At 73.4% G+C, this 13,556-nt stretch carries 15 protein-coding genes and 1 pseudogene; 10 read left to right on the top strand and 6 right to left on the bottom strand.

Annotated elements, in window-relative coordinates; all coding sequences use genetic code 11:
• Positions 1 to 796, top strand: a pseudogene (locus OO62_RS35725) (Tellurium resistance); the annotation flags it as partial.
• A gap of 25 nt (positions 797 to 821) precedes the next feature.
• On the opposite strand, the gene OO62_RS35730 reads toward OO62_RS35725, so the two are convergent.
• Positions 822 to 1,970: a glycosyltransferase gene (locus OO62_RS35730; RefSeq protein WP_078617540.1), complete on the bottom strand. Its 1,149-nt coding sequence runs from the start codon at positions 1,968 to 1,970 to the stop codon at positions 822 to 824.
• A gap of 119 nt (positions 1,971 to 2,089) precedes the next feature.
• On the opposite strand from OO62_RS35730, the gene OO62_RS35735 reads away from it, so the two are divergent.
• From OO62_RS35735 to OO62_RS35745, 3 genes are all read left to right on the top strand, one after another.
• Positions 2,090 to 2,893, top strand: a complete 804-nt coding sequence (locus OO62_RS35735) for a glutamate racemase (RefSeq protein ID WP_033271899.1) — start codon at positions 2,090 to 2,092, stop codon at positions 2,891 to 2,893.
• Between the two features lie 62 nt (positions 2,894 to 2,955).
• Positions 2,956 to 3,558, top strand: a complete 603-nt coding sequence (locus OO62_RS35740) for a hypothetical protein (protein WP_033271900.1) — start codon at positions 2,956 to 2,958, stop codon at positions 3,556 to 3,558.
• Positions 3,559 to 3,670: 112 nt separating this feature from the next.
• Positions 3,671 to 4,168 (top strand): NUDIX hydrolase, encoded by a 498-nt coding sequence (locus OO62_RS35745; RefSeq protein WP_033271901.1) that lies wholly within the window; start codon positions 3,671 to 3,673, stop codon positions 4,166 to 4,168.
• An 18-nt stretch (positions 4,169 to 4,186) separates the two neighbouring features.
• Here the strand turns inward: OO62_RS35745 and OO62_RS35750 are convergent, their stop codons facing one another.
• On the bottom strand, positions 4,187 to 4,750 hold the full coding sequence (locus OO62_RS35750) for a hypothetical protein (protein WP_033271902.1): 564 nt from the start codon (positions 4,748 to 4,750) through the stop codon (positions 4,187 to 4,189).
• Between the two features lie 229 nt (positions 4,751 to 4,979).
• Between OO62_RS35750 and OO62_RS35755 the strand changes: the two genes are divergently transcribed.
• The 3 genes from OO62_RS35755 to OO62_RS35765 all read left to right on the top strand — a co-directional run bounded on the left by OO62_RS35755 (position 4,980) and on the right by OO62_RS35765 (position 8,174).
• Positions 4,980 to 5,837: a 3-hydroxybutyrate dehydrogenase gene (locus tag OO62_RS35755; protein ID WP_033271903.1), complete on the top strand. Its 858-nt coding sequence runs from the start codon at positions 4,980 to 4,982 to the stop codon at positions 5,835 to 5,837.
• Between the two features lie 79 nt (positions 5,838 to 5,916).
• Entirely contained in the window at positions 5,917 to 7,890 is a 1,974-nt protein-coding gene (locus tag OO62_RS35760) for a helix-turn-helix domain-containing protein (RefSeq protein ID WP_206738518.1), read from the top strand.
• Positions 7,891 to 7,982: 92 nt separating this feature from the next.
• A complete protein-coding gene (locus OO62_RS35765; protein WP_033271905.1) occupies positions 7,983 to 8,174 on the top strand; it encodes a CsbD family protein in 192 nt (63 codons plus the stop codon).
• A gap of 108 nt (positions 8,175 to 8,282) precedes the next feature.
• Here OO62_RS35765 and OO62_RS35770 read toward each other — a convergent pair whose 3' ends face one another.
• The 3 genes from OO62_RS35770 to OO62_RS35780 form a co-directional block, all read right to left on the bottom strand.
• Complete coding sequence (locus OO62_RS35770; protein ID WP_033271906.1) at positions 8,283 to 9,662, bottom strand: MFS transporter; 1,380 nt, start codon at positions 9,660 to 9,662, stop codon at positions 8,283 to 8,285.
• 217 nt (positions 9,663 to 9,879) lie between these two features.
• Entirely contained in the window at positions 9,880 to 10,515 is a 636-nt protein-coding gene (locus OO62_RS35775) for a GNAT family N-acetyltransferase (RefSeq protein WP_033271907.1), read from the bottom strand.
• Positions 10,516 to 10,643: 128 nt separating this feature from the next.
• Complete coding sequence (locus tag OO62_RS35780; RefSeq protein WP_063739087.1) at positions 10,644 to 11,129, bottom strand: NUDIX domain-containing protein; 486 nt, start codon at positions 11,127 to 11,129, stop codon at positions 10,644 to 10,646.
• Between the two features lie 322 nt (positions 11,130 to 11,451).
• On the opposite strand from OO62_RS35780, the gene OO62_RS40145 reads away from it, so the two are divergent.
• The 3 genes from OO62_RS40145 (at position 11,452) to OO62_RS35795 (ending at position 12,777) form a co-directional block, all read left to right on the top strand.
• A complete protein-coding gene (locus OO62_RS40145; RefSeq protein WP_033271908.1) occupies positions 11,452 to 11,625 on the top strand; it encodes a hypothetical protein in 174 nt (57 codons plus the stop codon).
• Positions 11,622 to 11,888 (top strand): hypothetical protein, encoded by a 267-nt coding sequence (locus OO62_RS35790; RefSeq protein WP_033271909.1) that lies wholly within the window; start codon positions 11,622 to 11,624, stop codon positions 11,886 to 11,888. The genes OO62_RS40145 and OO62_RS35790 overlap by 4 nt, the downstream gene beginning before the upstream one ends.
• Before the next feature lie 343 nt (positions 11,889 to 12,231).
• Positions 12,232 to 12,777, top strand: coding sequence for a ferritin-like domain-containing protein (locus OO62_RS35795; protein WP_033271910.1), 546 nt, complete (start codon positions 12,232 to 12,234; stop codon positions 12,775 to 12,777).
• Positions 12,778 to 12,941: 164 nt separating this feature from the next.
• On the opposite strand, the gene OO62_RS35800 is transcribed toward OO62_RS35795, so the two are convergent.
• Positions 12,942 to 13,556: SigB/SigF/SigG family RNA polymerase sigma factor (locus tag OO62_RS35800; RefSeq protein ID WP_033271913.1), on the bottom strand; the 615-nt coding region annotated here is incomplete at its 5' end.

A 13,556-nucleotide genomic window follows, 5' to 3' on the forward strand; every position in this document is an offset into this window, starting at 1 on the left:
GGCCCCTGCGCCCCCCGCACCCCCGGTGGCTCCGCCGCCCGCGCCCCCGTTGCCGACGGGTCAACCCGCGGCGTCAATTCCGCCCCCTCCCGGGCAGCCCGCCCCGGCCTCCGCGCCGCCTCCCGTTCGTCTGACAAAAGTCACCCTCACGAAGGACGCCCCCGCCGTTTCATTGACGAAGCAGGGTGGCACCTCGGGCGCGATGCGGGTGAACCTCAACTGGTCCGGCGCCGGTGCCGGCAAGCGGCTGACCAAGAAACTCGGCCGCAAGGCCATGCAGGCCATGGGCGCCCGCGGCGCGCTGCTGCCCCCGTCCGGCGAGCTGGACCTCGACCTGTGCGCGCTGTACGAACTCACCGACGGCGCCGCCGGCGTGGTCCATCCGCTCGGCAACAACTTCGGCGCGCTGCACGCCCCGCCGTACATCCAGCTCGACGGCGACGACCGCACCGGCGCGATCGCGGCCGGTGAGAACCTCACCATCAACCTCGACCACCAGGCACGCATCAAGCGCATCCTGATCTTCGTCACCGTCTACGCGGGCGCCCGCAGCTTCGAGGGCCTGAGCGCCACGGTCACCCTCCAGCCCCAGCACGGCGCGCCGGTCGACTTCTCCCTCGACGCCTGCACCGTGCCCTCCAACGTCTGCGCACTGGCCCTGATCACCAACACCGGCGGCGAACTCGTCGTCCGGCGCGAGGCCCGCTACCTCGTTCCCGAGCCCGGTGTCAGCCCGCAGCGCACCGTCGACCACGCCTACGGCTGGGGGCTGGACTGGTCGCCGGCCAGGAAGTGACGCCAGCTGCCACCGGGGGCCCGGCTCAGGGCGCTCCGTACGTCCGGCCCTTCCAGGCCGCGCCGCGCCCCCGGTAGTGCTGCACGGCGGAGTCCACGGTCATCACGAGGTACAGCAGCGCGGTGAACGGCAGCAGCGGCGCCGCCCACAGCGGCTGCCGGTAGTAGCGCAGCATCGGCAGATACGTCCCGCACATCACCGCCCAGGCCGCCGTGCCGAGCGCCGCGACCGCCGCCTCGCCGCCGGCCGCCCCGGCCACCGCCAGGGCGGGCGGCGCGAGATACACCAGCCCCAGCCCCAGCACCGTGCCGAGCAGCAGCAGCGGCTGGTGCCGCAGCTGGGCGTACGCGCTGCGCGAGACCATTCGCCACAGCTCGGCCAGCCGCGGATAGGGCCGCACGCTGTCCACCCGGTCCGCCAGCCCCAGCCAGATGCGGCCCCCGCTGCGCTTGACCGCCCGCGCCAGCGTCACGTCGTCGATCACCGCGTGCCGGATCGCCTCCGGAATGCCCGCCCGCTCCGCCGCCTCCGTACGCAGCAGCACGCAGCCGCCGGCCGCCGCAGCGGTCCGCGCCCCCGGGCGGTTGACCCGGCGGAACGGGTACAGCTGCGCGAAGAAGTACACGAACGCCGGCACGATCAGCCGCTCCCAGTACGTCACCACCCGCAGCCGCGCCATCTGCGAGACCAGGTCCAGCTCCGCCGACCGGGCCGCCGCCACCAACTCCCGCAGACTGTCCGGCTCGTGCGCGATGTCCGCGTCGGTCAGCAGCAGGTACTCCGGCGCCGTGCGCTCCCGCGCCAGCGCGATCCCGTGCCGTACGGCCCACAGCTTCCCCGTCCACCCCGGCTCCGGCTCACCGGGGGAGGACACCGTCAGCGGCAGACCGCCCCGCGCGGCCGCCAGGGCGCGGGCCAGCGCGCCGGTGCCGTCCGTGCTGCCGTCGTCGACGAGGAAGACCTCCGCCCGGCCCGGGTACTTCTGCCCGAGCAGCGAGGGCAGGCTCGCCGGCAGCACCTCGGCCTCGTCCCGCGCCGGGACCACCACCGCGACCGACGGCCAGCGCTCCGGGTCCCGGCGGTCCGGCAGCCGTACGTCGGTCCGCCAGAAGAGGCCCTGCGCCGCCAGCAGCCACACCCAGGCCAGCAGCGACCCGGCACCGATCCACTCCATCGCTCCCACGGCGGCAGTCTGCCGCACCCCGCGCCGCCGGCCGGCTCGCCCGGCCGCACGTGTCCCGCACGGCCCGCCCGGTATGACAAGTGGGACGTCCGGCCCGATAAAGTGTCCGGGTGAAGATCGCGCTGATGGACTCCGGGACCGGGCTGCTCGCGGCGGCCGCTGCGATGCGGCGACTGCGGCCGGACGCCGATCTGGTCCTCTCCTCCGACCCCGACGGCATGCCGTGGGGCCCGCGTACCCCCGACGACGTCGCCGAGCACGCCCTGGCCGTGGCCCGCGCCGCCGCCGCGCACGCCCCCGACGCCTTGATCGTCGCCTGCAACACCGCGTCGGTCCACGCCCTGCCCGCCCTCCGCGCCGAGCTGGAGCCCGCCGTCCCGGTGATCGGTACGGTCCCGGCCATCAAGCCCGCCGCGGCCGGCGGCGGCCCGGTCGCCATCTGGGCCACCCCCGCCACTACCGGCAGCCCCTACCAGCGGGACCTGATCGAGCGCTTCGCGCACGGGGTGGACGTCACCGGCGTGCCCTGCCCGGGTCTGGCCGACGCGGTCGAGCAGGCGGACGAGGCCGCCATCGACGCCGCCGTCGCCGCCGCCGCGCAGCGCACCCCGAAGGAGGTGCGCAGCGTCGTCCTCGGCTGCACCCACTACGAGCTGGTCGCCGAACGGATCCGTGCCGCCCTCCAGCAGCCCGGCGCCCCTGCGCTCGTCCTGCACGGCTCCGCCGAGGCGGTCGCCGCCCAGGCGCTGCGCCGCATCGGTGCCGAGCCGGCGCCCGCGGCCGCCCCGACCGGCCGCGTCACCGTGCTGCTCAGCGGCCGGCCCGGCGCCCTGCCGGCCGAGGCGCTGGCGTACGCGGAGGGCAGGATGCTCGCCGCATCGCCCGCCGGCACCGCGGACGCGCTGACCCGTTGAGCGGCGCGGCAGGCCCGTCCGATGCCCTGCCGTAGCGTGCAAAGACGCGTACGCTGCGTCTCATGAGGGACCACCCCCACGAGGGGGCAGCAGCCCCCGACGACCACGGCAGCGGCGGCCGGACCCGGGCCGGCGGCTCCTCCGCGGAGCTCCCCGACGTCTGGCGCGGCAGCGCCACCAACCGCGCCCAGTGGCTGCTGGCCGCGGTGGGCGCGGCCTGCCTGGCACTGGGCATCGAGCTGGCCGTCGACAGCAGCTGGGCCTCCGGCCTGGCACCCCTGGTGATGTCGGTGGTCGGCTGCGTCGCCGCCGGGCTGCTGGTGCTCTTCGGCACGCTCGCCTTCGTCCATGTCGCGGTCCGGGTCGACCGGGAGTGCCTTGAGGTGCGGTGCGGCCACATCGGGGTGCCGCGCCGCCGGATCCCCCTCGACACCGTCGTCGGCGCCGACTTCGCGCCGCAGGTCACCCCCCGCCACTGGGGCGGCTGGGGCTACCGCTGGCGCCCGGAACAGGGCACAGCCGTGGTCGTACGCCGCGGTGAGGGCCTGGTGCTCCGGCTCGGCGACGGGCGTACCTTCACGATCACCGTCGACGAAGCCGAGGACGGCGTCCGCGCCATCCACCGCTTCCTGCGGACGCGCAAGGGGTTCCCCGCGGGCGCCTGAGGGGCCCGGCGGGCGGCTCCGCGCGGGGCACGGCGCGCGTACGGTTCCCCGCACCGGGACGGGGGCACTTTCCGGGTCCTTCCCTACGGGAGCGGTCCCGTAGGGTCGGGGCATGGCAACCCCCGACTTCATCCGTGACCTCCGCGAGTCCATCGGCCGGCAGCTGCTGTGGCTGCCCGGGGTGACCGCCGTCGTCTTCGACGACGAGGGCCGGGTCCTGCTGGGGAAGCGGGCCGACACCGGCGGCTGGTCGGTGATCGGCGGCATTCCGGAGCCCGGCGAGCAGCCGGCCGAGACCGCGGTCCGCGAGGTCTTCGAGGAGACCGCGGTCCGCGTCGTCCCCGAGGGGGTGGTGCTCGTCGAGACGATGTCGCCCACCCGCTACCCCAACGGCGACGTCTGCCAGTTCATGGACGTGACGCTGCGCTGCCGCGCGATCGGCGGCGAGGCCCGGGTCAACGACGACGAGTCGCTGGAGGTGGGGTGGTTCGCCCTGGACGCCCTGCCGGAGCTGGACGCGTACGCGCTGAACCGCATCCGGCGCGCCGTGGAGGGCGGCCCGACCTGGATCCACGGGCTGGACGCGGCACCGACGGCCCAGCCCTCCTAGGGGCGCTCCCCGAGGGGCTCACAGCTCCTCCGTCGACGGCTCGCCCACCGGGGCCGACGGGTCACCGGGGAGCGTGGGCAGCTGGGATCCGTCCGGACTGCCGGGCTCGTCGGACGGCCCCGAATCCTGCCCGGACGCCTCCTCGGTGTGCATCTCGCGCTTGTTCTTGCGACAGCTGGTGACCCAGGTGCCGGTGGGGCCGCTCTCGTACTGACAGAGCCAGCCGCGCACGGGCAGCGTTCCCCGGCCGTCGCCGGCCTCCTGCGGTGCCCGGAGGAAGAACTCCGACATCACGTCCCGGGCCTCCGCGCAGCCCACCGTGCCGTCGGCCCCCGGATCCGCGAACAGCGTGACGTCTCCCGCCTCGCTCAGCACGTCCTGGATGTCGCCGCACCGCACGGACTGTCCGGGCACCGGCACCGACGGGGCGCCGGAGCCGGGGCCGGAGTGCTGCGGGTCCGGCCCGGTGCCCGTCCCGGCGGACGACGACGCGGCGGTCGTCGCCTCGCCGCCCTCCTCCGCGCCGCAGCCGGCGGTGGCCAGGGCGAGCAGTACGGTCGGTACGGCGATGAGCCTCCGCATGTCGTCCTCCCTTGTGGCGGCGGTGCGCGGTCGGCACGCTGCGTCGTACGACGCTAGGAGGCCCGCGCCGGGGCGTCGATCCGGGGCGGCCGTTCGGGTGAGGCGCGTGTCGGGCCACCCGGGGCGGTGGGGCGGGGCGCCACGGACGTGTCTGCGCGCCACAGTCGCACCGCGAAGTGTGGGGCCGCGGCACATCGGTGCCGGCCCGCTCGCTGCCTAGGGTGCGGACATGACCATGATCGGTGACCCCGGAGCCCCCGACTCCCCAGGAACGCCCACCACGCCGGCCGCAGCGGGTGCCCCGGGTCTCCCCGGGCCGGTGGCCCTCGATCTCACCGGCCGCACCGCCCTGGTCACCGGCGCGGCCGGCGGCATCGGACGCGCCTGCGCCCTGCGGCTCGCGGCGGCCGGTGCCACCGTCCGCGCGGTCGACCGGGACGAGTCCGGCCTCACCCGCCTCGCCGCCGACCTGCCGCCCGGCGCCCCCGGCACCATCGAACCGCGGCCCCTGGACCTCACCGACCTCGACGCCGCCGAGCAGGCCGCGGCCGGTACCGACCTGCTGGTCAACAACGCCGGCATCCAGCTCGTCCGCCCCATCGAGGAGTTCCCGCCCGACGTCTTCCACCAGGTGCTGACCGTCATGCTGGAGGCGCCCTTCCGGCTGCTGCGCGGCGCCCTGCCCCACATGTACGCGCAGGGCTGGGGCCGCGTCATCAACATCTCGTCCGTGCACGGGCTGCGCGCCTCCCCGTTCAAGTCCGCTTATGTCGCGGCCAAGCACGGTCTGGAGGGCCTGTCGAAGACCGCGGCGCTGGAAGGCGCCCCGCACGGCGTCACCAGCAACTGCGTCAACCCCGGATATGTCCGCACGCCCCTGGTGGAGCGGCAGATCGCCGACCAGGCAGCCGCGCACGGCATCCCCGAGGAGCGCGTCGTGACCGACATCCTGCTCGCCGACACCGCCCTCAAGCGGCTCCTCGAACCGGAGGAGGTGGCCGAGGCCGTGGCCTACCTGTGCACCCCGCAGGCGTCGTTCATGACGGGCACCTCGCTGGTGCTCGACGGGGGCTGGACCGCGCACTGAGCCGCCCCGGGGCCCGACGGCCGGTCCGCGGGCCCCGGAGGCTGGCGCGCCGCGACGACCCGAAGGTATGCCTGTGACCATGCCCCACGACCAGCCGGCTTCCGCGCCCGGCCCCGCACCCGCGGACGCATCCGACCACGACCCGGCCGAGGCCCCGTTCCTCGGTCTGCTGGCCACCGGCGCCGCCGCCGAGGAGTACGAGCGCCCGGTGCTCCGGGCCCGGGCCGGGGGCGCGGCCGCCGCGCGGCTCGCCGCCCTGGAGCGGGCCAAGCTCCTCGCGCTGCGGGTCCGCACCGAACTGGAGGACCGCCGGCGCCGCGAGGCCGAACTCTCCGCGCTGTACGCCACCGCGCACGACCTGGCCGGGCTGCGCGACCTGGACGCCGTACTGCGCGCGATCGTCCGCCGGGCCCGCTCCCTCCTCGGCACCGAGGTCGCCTACCTCACCCTCAACGACCCCGCCGCCGGCGACACCTACATGCGGGTCACCGACGGCTCGGTCTCCGCACGCTTCCAGCAGCTGCGGCTCGCCATGGGCGAGGGGCTCGGCGGACTCGTCGCCCAGACCGCCCGCCCGTACGTCACCGACAGCTACTTCCACGACGAACGGTTCCGGCACACCCGCACCATCGACTCGGGCGTCCGCGACGAGGGCCTGGTGGCGATCCTCGGGGTGCCGCTGCTGCTCGGCAGCGGCGTCATCGGCGTACTGTTCGCCGCCGACCGCCGCGAGCGGGTCTTCGAACCCGGCCAGGTCGCGCTGCTCGCCGCCCACGCGGCGCACGCCGCGGTCGCCATCGACACCGCCAACCTCCTCGCCGAGACCCGGAAGACGCTCACCGAACTGGAGGCCGCCAACGAGATCATCCGCGACCGCAGCTCGGTCATCGAGCGGGCCTCGGACGTCCACGACCGGCTGACCGAACTGGTCCTGCGCGGCGGCGGCGTCCAGGACGTGGCGGACGCGGTGGCCGAAGTCCTCGACGGCGACGTGGAGTTCACCGAACCCGGCCGGGCACCGGCCGCCGCCCTGGACCGCTCGCGCGCCGACGGGCACGCCGTACGGGACGGCGCCGACTGGGTCGCCGCGGTCCGGGCGGGCGGGGAGGTGCTCGGTGCCCTCGTCCTGAGCGGTCACCCGGCGCTGGACCCGGTCGACCAGCGGACCCTGGAGCGGGCCGCGATGGTCACCTCGCTGCTGCTGCTCGCCCGCCGGACCGCCGGCGAGGCCGAGCAGCGGGTCCGCGGCGAGTTGCTGGACGACCTCCTGGACGCCGCCGCCCGCGACCCCCGGCTGCTGCGCGAACGTGCCGCCCGGGTCGGCGCCGACCTCGACGCCCCGCACGTGGTGCTGGCCGCGCGGATGTCCGGAGCACCGATATCCGACGGCGACGGCCCGCCCCGCCCCGACGGCACCGACCGCCGGCGCCTGTGGTCGGCGGCCTCCCACCTCGCCGCCACCCGCCACGGTCTGGCCGCCGTACGCGACGGCGGAGCGGTGCTGCTGCTGCCGCTGGAACCCGGCGGCGACCCGGCCCACACCGCGCGGGAGATAGCCGCCCGGCTCGGCACCGCGCTGCACGTGCCCGTCACCGTCGGCGCCTCGGCTCCGGTACCGGCCCCCGCCGCCCGGCCCGCCGCGGTCGCGGACGCGTACGCGGAGGCCCGGCGCTGCCGGGAGGCGCTGTGCGCGCTCGGCCGGGCGGGACAGGGCGCGGCCGCCGCGGACTTCGGCTTCCTCGGGCTGCTGCTGGCCGACACCCGCGACGTGGACGGCTTCGTCCACCGCACACTCGGCGCCGTCGCCGACTACGACGCCCGCCGCGGTACGGAGTTGCTGCGCACCCTCGGGGCGTACTTCGCCTGCGGGATGAGCCCGGCCCGTACCAAGGACGAGCTGCACGTCCATGTGAACACCGTGGCGCAGCGGCTGGAGCGGGTGGGCCGGCTGCTGGGCCCCGACTGGCAGACCCCGGCACGCGCCCTGGAGATCCAGCTGGCGCTGCGATTGCACCAGCTCTCGGCCGCCGTGACGCGCGAAACGGAGGAGTAACGGGGCGCCCGCTCCGGGTGCGCGACACGCCGGGCTGCGGCAGCGTGGTCCCGGAGTTTCCCCTCCGCTTTCCCCGGACAAAGGAGTTCGCCATGGGTGACAACAGCGCGATGAACAAGATGAAGGGCAAGGCCAAGCAGAAGGCCGGCGACGCCATGGGTAACGACCGGATGCGCGCCGAGGGCCGCACCGACCACGCCAAGGGCAAGGCCAAGGGCGCCATGGAGGACGCCAAGGAGAGCCTTCAGGGCATGAAGGACTCCCTCAAGGGCAAGCGGCGCTGACGTCCGGCGGGGGCGCGGCGGGCCGGCTGCCCCGTCTCCCGGAGCGTCCCACGGCCCGCCGCGCCCCCGCCGCACATCAGGCCCCGCCGGGGCCCGGCCCTTCGCAGGTCAGGTCCCCGCGGACGGTACGGGCGGCGACACGGCCGCCCCCGCCGGAGCCTCCTCGACCGCCGCCAGGTCCCGGCTGCGGGTCTCCCGCGCCACCCCCACCGCGAGCAGGGTGAGCAGCGCGGCGGCGATGACGTACAGGGCGATCGGCGTCGGACTGTCGTAGTCGGCGAGCAGCGCGGTCGCGATCAGCGGGGCGGGCGCACCGGCCGCCACCGACGCGAACTGGGCGCCGATCGAGGCACCCGAGTACCGCATCCGCGTCGCGAACAGCTCGGCGAAGAAGGCCGCTTGCGGCGCGTACATCGCACCGTGGAAGACCAGCCCCACGCTCACCGCGAGCAGCAGCAGCCCGAAGTTCCGCGAGTCGACGAGCGCGAAGAACGGGAACGCCCAGGCGGCGACGCCGACCGCGCCCAGCAGATAGACCGGCCGGCGCCCGACCCGGTCCGAGAGCGCGCCCCAGGCGGGGATCACCGCGAAGTGCAGCGCCGAGGCGATCAACACCGCGTTCAGCGCGGTCTGTTGGGACAGGCCCGTGTGCGAGGTCGCGTAGACGAGTACGAAGGCCGTGAGGACGTAGTACGAGATGTTCTCCGCCATCCGCGCGCCCATCGCGGTCAGCACCTCGCGCCAGTGGTGCCGCAGGACCGCGACCAGCGGCATCTTCTCCACCGGCGCGCCCGCCGCCCGCCGCGCCTCGGCACGCGCCAACGCCGCCCGGAAGACGGGCGATTCATCGACCGACAGCCGCATCCACAGCCCGACGACCACCAGGACGCCGGAGAGCAGGAACGGCACCCGCCACCCCCACGACGCGAACGACGCCGCCGGCAGCAGCCCCGTCATCAGTGACAGCACACCGGTGGCGAGCAACTGCCCGGCCGGCGCGCCGGTCTGCGGCCACGACGCCCAGAACCCGCGCCGCCGGGCGTCGCCGTGCTCCGACACCAGCAGCACCGCCCCGCCCCACTCACCGCCCAGCGCGAACCCCTGCACCAGCCGCAGCGCGGTCAGCAGCACCGGCGCCGCCGTACCCACCGTGGCGTGCGTGGGCAGCAGGCCGATCGCAAACGTCGCGCCACCCATCATCAGCAGGCTCAGCACCAGCAGCTTCTTCCGCCCCAGGCGGTCCCCGTAGTGCCCGAAGACCAGCGCCCCGACGGGCCGGGCGGCGAACCCGACCGCGTACGTGAGGAAGGAGAGCAGGGTCCCCACGAGCGGGTCGGAACCGGGGAAGAACAGCTTGTTGAAGACCAGCGCGGCGGCCGACCCGTAGAGGAAGAAGTCGTACCACTCGACGGTGGTGCCGATCAGACTCGCGGCGACGATGCGCCGGAGGTTCGCGGACGGTGGGGGAGCGGCTGCTGCGCGGGCCATGTGCACCACTTCCAGGCGGGAAAACAGCGGAAACGTGTCGGCACAACGTAGAAACCCGCAGGTCAATGGCCCATGTGGTGGGACGCCATACTTCCGCGACGGGGTATGCGGGCAGGCACCATGACACCGCCCCGGCCACCCGCCCCTGCGCCCCCGTCCCGGCCGACTGACACTCCCCGCATCACTCCCCGCACCGCTCCTGGCATCACTCCCGGCATCAGGGCCGGTAGACGCACTCGGCCAGCGTCGCGTGCTTCTTCCAGCCCAGCGTCTCGTACAGCGCGCGCCCGGCGGCGGTCGCGCCGAGAACGCCGAGGACCGCGCCGTCCGCCACGGCACTGTCGACGAGCGTACGCATCACGAAGTCGCCCAGCCCGCGCCGCCGATGGGCCTCGTCGGTCCGTACCCGGTCCACGACCACGGCTTCCCCCAGGGCCGCCAGCTGCCCCTCGGCCGCCGGCTCGCCCGCCGCGTCCCGCACCCGGACGCAGGTGACGGCTCCGACGGACTCCACGGTCGCGGTGTACCCCTCGGGCGCGACCGGGTGCGTGGCCATCAGGTCAACCGCCATCAGATGTCCGGTCTCCTCCCAGGCCACCACCCACCCCGGGGGCAGCCAGGGCTCGATCTCCGCCGGCTCCGCGGGCATTTTCATCCAGGTACGCGGCACGGACACCGAGGCAGCGGCGCTGCGGACCCACGCCTCCTCGGTCTCGGGCAGCACATGGCGTCCCACCTCGTCGGGGTTGTCGGCCACTTCGATGTAGTACCCCCAGGGCTTCTCGACCGGCGGCGGTGTCCGCCGGGACACGGCCCAGCCCGCCACCCAGGTCCTGACCATCTCCGCAACCATCAAGCCCTCCCGAAGCCATGGCCGTACCAACGGCCGCGTAATAGCCACCTATCGAGAGCGCACATTACATCGCCGCGGTGGCCGGGACATTCGGATTAAGTGGGCGCCGATCACGTTCAGCGTCACGCTCACGGCTGCTCTGTCGGCTGGGCGCCGTCGGGCTGCAGGACGACGCGTGCGGACGACGTGACGCCGGTCCGGTGCTGGAGAATGACCTGCTCGGCCCACGGGCACATCGTCAGCCTGGGCATCACGTGGGCGTCGAACCAATGCAGCATGATGCCCTCCGTGAGCGGCAGAGCCGCGGCGTCGCCGTTCCAGTGGCCGAGATAGATCTGGATGTGGCCCTTGGTGACACCGTCCGGCCGCCGGTCTTCCAGCAAGGCGAACGGGACCAGGTCGGGGATGCTCAGCCGGGCTTCTTCCCACAGTTCACGGGTGATTGCCTCGTGCGGGCTCTCGCCCGGTTCGGGGCCGCCCCCGATCAAGGACCAGGTGCCGGGGTCGCAGATCTCCGGCTTGTTCGCGTCCCGCAGGTGCAAGAGGTACTGGCCGGCGTCATTGACGAGCATGGCCGCGGTGCCCGTGGGGGCGGGAGGGGTGGTGCTGTTCACGGAACCTCCATGGGGGTGAGCCCGCAGGGGCATCGCCGGGAGTGGAGAGCGAGTTGGGCTTATCTACCCCGATTGGCGGGCTGGGGCATCATGCGCGCTCGGGTGGGGCGTACGTCTCGCCGATGTTCGAGCCGCAGAGGGGCCGTGAGGGGTCGGCGCGGGGGCGGCGTGGGGAGTGGTGGGGTTTCGTAGGGCGCTGCTGAAGATGTGTCAATACCCGGGTGGGGATCGGGTACCAGCAGTGGTGAAAGCCGCCGCAACGGAGCGGCAGGTGTCCATTCGGGTCGGCCGATGTGTTGTCGGCCCCGGAGGAAAGGCCACCATGCTCTTCCTGGTTGTAGCTCTTTTCCTTTTCGGTGTTCTGTTGGGGACCGCGGGGCACGTTCCCGTGCCCGTCACCGTGACCGCCGGCGTTGTTGTCGCCGCGTGGCTGGTGGTGTTCTTCCTGAAGGAACGCCGTAAGTCGACCAACTCCCTCAAGGGGGCCCGCCGATGACCTCCACCTGGATTCCGCTGAAGACCGGTCCGCGCCCGCAGGCGGACCGCATGGCCGTGGCCGCGTTCGTCTGCGGTCTGGTGGGCATTCTGGTCTTCAATGTTTTCTTCGGCCCCTGCGCGGTGCTCTTCGGAATTCTCGCGCTGGCCCGCGGCACGATCCGCCGGCTGCGTGCCTGGCTGGGGGTGGCCTTCGGGGTGCTCGACCTCGTGCTGCTCGTGGTGCTGTCGTCGGTCGACGGCACCGTCAGCTGGCACCTGTGAACCTCGTCCGGACCTCGGCCGGCCGCTTCTCGGCCCGGCGTCGTTCTGCCTCGTGAGAAGGGTGCTGCCGGGCCGGGCGCTCCGTGGCCTCGTCGCATTATTGAGGCCGCCACTGCTCCCGGGGCCGCCTGGGCTGATCGGCTGACGCGTCGGCGGCCTGCTGCGCTCGGCCACGTTTCCCGTGCAAATATTGCGACCGGCCGTACTCAACCAGGCCGTGCCGGGAATGGCGACGGACCCATGGGGCAGCGGAATTCTGACGGGCCGCGGCACGCCTGCCGAACGGGCAGTCCCGTCCGCCCGATGGATATCCAAAAACGTCGAGTGGAAACGGAAGAAGTTTATGGCTGACTTTCTCACCGACATCAAAACGCTCAGGGAGCGGGCACGCCAAGAGATCGACAAGGGCCCGGTCACCGATGCGTACGGGGCGGATCTGGAGCGTGTGCTGCAGGTGCTGAACGAGGCACTCGCCACCGAAATCGTGTGCACGCTGCGGTACAAGCGGCATTACTACACGGCTTCCGGGCTGTATTCGGAGCCGGTCGCGGCGGAGTTCCTGGAGCACGCCACACAGGAGCAGGAACATGCCGACAAGGTGGCGCAGCGCATCGTGCAGCTGGGTGGCAAGCCGGACTTCAACCCGGACACGCTGACGCAGCGCGCCCACGCCACCTATGACGCCAGCGCCGACCTGCTCGAGATGATCAAGGAGGACCTGGTGGCCGAGCGGGTGGCCATCGCGGCGTACACGGAAATCGCCCAATGGCTCGGGGACGGCGACCCCACCACCCGGCGGATCTTCGAGGATCTGCTGGCGCAGGAGGAAGAGCACGCGGACGATCTGCGGGGGCTGCTGGAGCGGATCCCCCAGGACGCCAAGCGCTGATGGTCTCTGTTTTTCTCCCCGCCGTCCCTTGCGGGGGCGTCGCTTCTTACCCGTAAGGGGACGTAAGGGACGCGACAGGGCGGGCGCCCCGGGGGGTGGGGCGCCCGCCCTGTCGTGTGGGCCACTGGCGGGCTGCGGCCGAGCCTCCAAAGCTCCGGTCGGCGTCAGCGTTCGGTGAGCATGCCGGCGCGGAGCTTGGAGAGGGTGCGGCTGAGCAGGCGGGAGACGTGCATCTGGGAGACGCCCAGTTCCGCGCCGATCTCCGCCTGGGTGAGTTCCTGCCCGAAGCGCAGCTCGATGAGGCGGTGCTCCCGCGCGTTCAGCTTCTCCATCAGTGGGGCGAGGGTCTGGAGGTTCTCGACCTTCTCCATCGCCGGATCCTCTTCCCCGATGAGGTCGGCGACGGTACGGCTCTGCTCGGCCGGCGCGGAGTCGGCGGGGGTGTCCAGCGAGCCGGCGGTGTAGCCGTTGGCCGCGACGATGCCCTCGATGACCTCGTCCTCCGACAGGTTCAGGTGGTCGGAGAGTTCACGGACGGTGGGGTCGCGGTCGAGCTTGTTGTGCAGCAGTTCCTTGGCCTTCGCCAGGTCGCTGCGGAGCTCCTGCAGGCGGCGCGGGACGTGCACGGCCCATCCGGTGTCCCGGAAGAAGCGCTTCATCTCGCCGAGGATGTAGGGGATGGCGAAGGTGGAGAACTCCACCTCGCGGGTGAGGTCGAAGCGGTCGATGGCCTTGATCAGGCCGATGGTGCCGACCTGGACGATGTCCTCCATGTCGTC

The organism is Streptomyces lydicus (assembly GCF_000717345.1).
GTDB lineage: Bacteria > Actinomycetota > Actinomycetes > Streptomycetales > Streptomycetaceae > Streptomyces > Streptomyces lydicus.